Annotated in this window: 2 protein-coding genes and 1 riboswitch; of the genes, one reads left to right on the top strand and one right to left on the bottom strand. The window is 37.0% G+C overall.

Going from position 1 to position 2,179, the window contains the following annotated elements:
* Window positions 1-289: 289 nt before the first annotated feature.
* Window positions 290-1,036, bottom strand: coding sequence for a TspO/MBR family protein (locus AC1DRF_RS24290; RefSeq protein WP_043982170.1), 747 nt, complete (start codon window positions 1,034-1,036; stop codon window positions 290-292).
* A gap of 226 nt (window positions 1,037-1,262) precedes the next feature.
* Window positions 1,263-1,360, top strand: a riboswitch (TPP riboswitch).
* Between the two features lie 95 nt (window positions 1,361-1,455).
* On the opposite strand from AC1DRF_RS24290, the gene tenA reads away from it, so the two are divergent.
* Complete coding sequence (gene tenA, locus AC1DRF_RS24285; RefSeq protein WP_274156439.1) at window positions 1,456-2,145, top strand: thiaminase II; 690 nt, start codon at window positions 1,456-1,458, stop codon at window positions 2,143-2,145.
* The last annotated feature ends 34 nt before the right edge of the window (window positions 2,146-2,179 follow it).

Raw genomic sequence — 2,179 nt, 5'->3', positions numbered from 1 at the left:
ATATAACCTGTATGTAACGTATGTTGCCTTTTTCGTTTATTTCTAAACATATAGGCTCCAAACATAAAGCCTAGCATACTATAATAGCGGAACTTCAATTTAAAAAAGTTGAATTTTTCATTATGCACCGATGCAACATGGAGGTTACACTTATGACATTTATTTTATCATTCGTACCAATTGTTGTTCCTTTTGGTATTTTAATTAGCTTAATTGCTTTTACAGCTGCTTTTTTACAATCAAAAGAGCATCATAAAAAGCTCTAGCTTACAARAGCTAGAGCTTCTTTTTAAAAACGTCTATAGCGTTTAATCAATCCCACAATAATGGCAATTGCTAATAAAACAACTGAAATGATGACAGTAATGACAATTGGCTGATTTCCACTTTGCTTCACTGCAATGGCAATATAAGCCCAAATAAAAACAAGCGGATAAACAGCGTCTCGGTTTTTTAATGTAAACATGATGCCCAGCACAGCTCCTACCAGCAGCATAATAATCGTCCATGCTAACTCGTTTAAGCCAAGCAAGTGCTGTATTCCATTTGCTTGAAATACGACAAACACATTGACAATAGTCGCAACAGAAATCCATCCAAGATAAAGCGAAATCGGCAGACGCATAAACCATGTCGTCATTCGAGAATGCTGAATAATGGAATACACTATCATTAATGTGCCTAGAATAAAGAGCATAACTAAAAGAGATAACTTATAGTAATCGTTTTGGAAAATAAAGATCCACGCACTATTTAACAAACAGTTTAGAAAAAACCAAATGCCGATACGTGCATATATTTCCTTTTGATCTTCTCTTGCAAAAAATTGGCGTATAACCCAAATGGTTAATAATAAATAAATAACGCCCCAGATAGCAAAAGCATAGCCCGCTGGTGTAAACAACGTAGGAACTTGCGCAGAAGCTTCTCCCGTTGTTTTGCCTCCTATTGGAATGGCATTTGCTAAATAATTCACAAGCAGTGTAATAGCCAAGCCTACTGTATTTAATACAGCATACAAACGAAATTTCGCCATTTTGTTCTCTCCTTTCTTCTATTTATATGGGAGTGTTTCGGAGACGAAAACGGCTCTTCCCTTCATTAATACCTCTTCTTCCCTAAAAATATGCATTTTTAAACAAAAATGATTAAAAATAGCTTTAAGAAATTTCCTCTTTAAGAAAGAAAAGCGGTTAGCACACAATTTCCCATAACGCTTTCTATTTTTCAGAATATATGGTAAGTTAAACGTAGATTAATAGGAAGTCCACTAGGGGTGCCACCGGCTGAGACAAGTTTTCTTGATCCCTTTGAACCTGATCTGGCTCATACCAGCGTAGGAAAGTGGCAATGTTCAGTTTTTTACTGTCCTTTGCCACTCCGTTTATAAACGGAGTTTTTTTTATTTCCTTTATGTGCTTGTTTGTGACTTCCTCATATTAAAGGAGGATTTTGATGTCATTTTCATCTCAATTAAGACAAGAAGCAAACTATATTTACGAAGCCATTTTTAACCATCCTTTTATTAAAGGAATTGCTGAAGGAAACGTGCCAAAAGAAGCGCTTATTCACTACGTTTCTCAAGATTACGAATACTTAACAGCATTTGTTCGCATTTACGGCGCTGCTTTAACAAAATGTCGCACGCGTACCGAAATGGAAGCCTTTAATGCCGGCATTTCTACGGTATTACATAGTGAAGTACACCCTCACAATAATTTTTGTGAAGTAGCAGGCGTACGTTATGAAGACCTTCACACTGAGAGGCTTTCACCGACGGCCAGCCACTACATTAACCATATGACAAGTGTTGCGCATACAGGCAGCTTAGCGGAAATCATTGCAGTGCTTCTTCCATGTCCATGGACGTACGTTGAAATTGGCCAGCGCATTACAGAACAAGTAAATCCATCTCCTTCTCATCCTTTTTATGAATGGATTCAGTTTTATAATAATGAAGAAATGAATGGCACAACACAATGGTTTTGTAACAAGCTTGATGAACTCGCCGAACAAGCGACTGAAGAAGAACGTAACCGTATGAAAGATCACTTCATCAAAAGCTGTGAACTGGAGTATTTATTTTGGGAAATGGCATATACCCAAGAAAAATGGCCGCTTTCTCAGCTTTCACTTTCAAAATAACGAAAAAGCCTCCTATCAGGAGGCTCTTTTATTT

Source organism: Priestia sp. P5_B4 (genome assembly GCF_056400385.1).
This window is presented reverse-complemented; position numbering and strand designations above follow the sequence as displayed.

Excerpts from the sequence above, each read along its gene's own strand:
- AC1DRF_RS24290 (WP_043982170.1), bottom strand. The coding sequence starts at position 1,036 with ATGGCGAAATTTCGTTTGTATGCTGTATTAAATACAGTAGGCTTGGCT.
- tenA (WP_274156439.1), top strand. The coding sequence starts at position 1,456 with ATGTCATTTTCATCTCAATTAAGACAAGAAGCAAACTATATTTACGAA.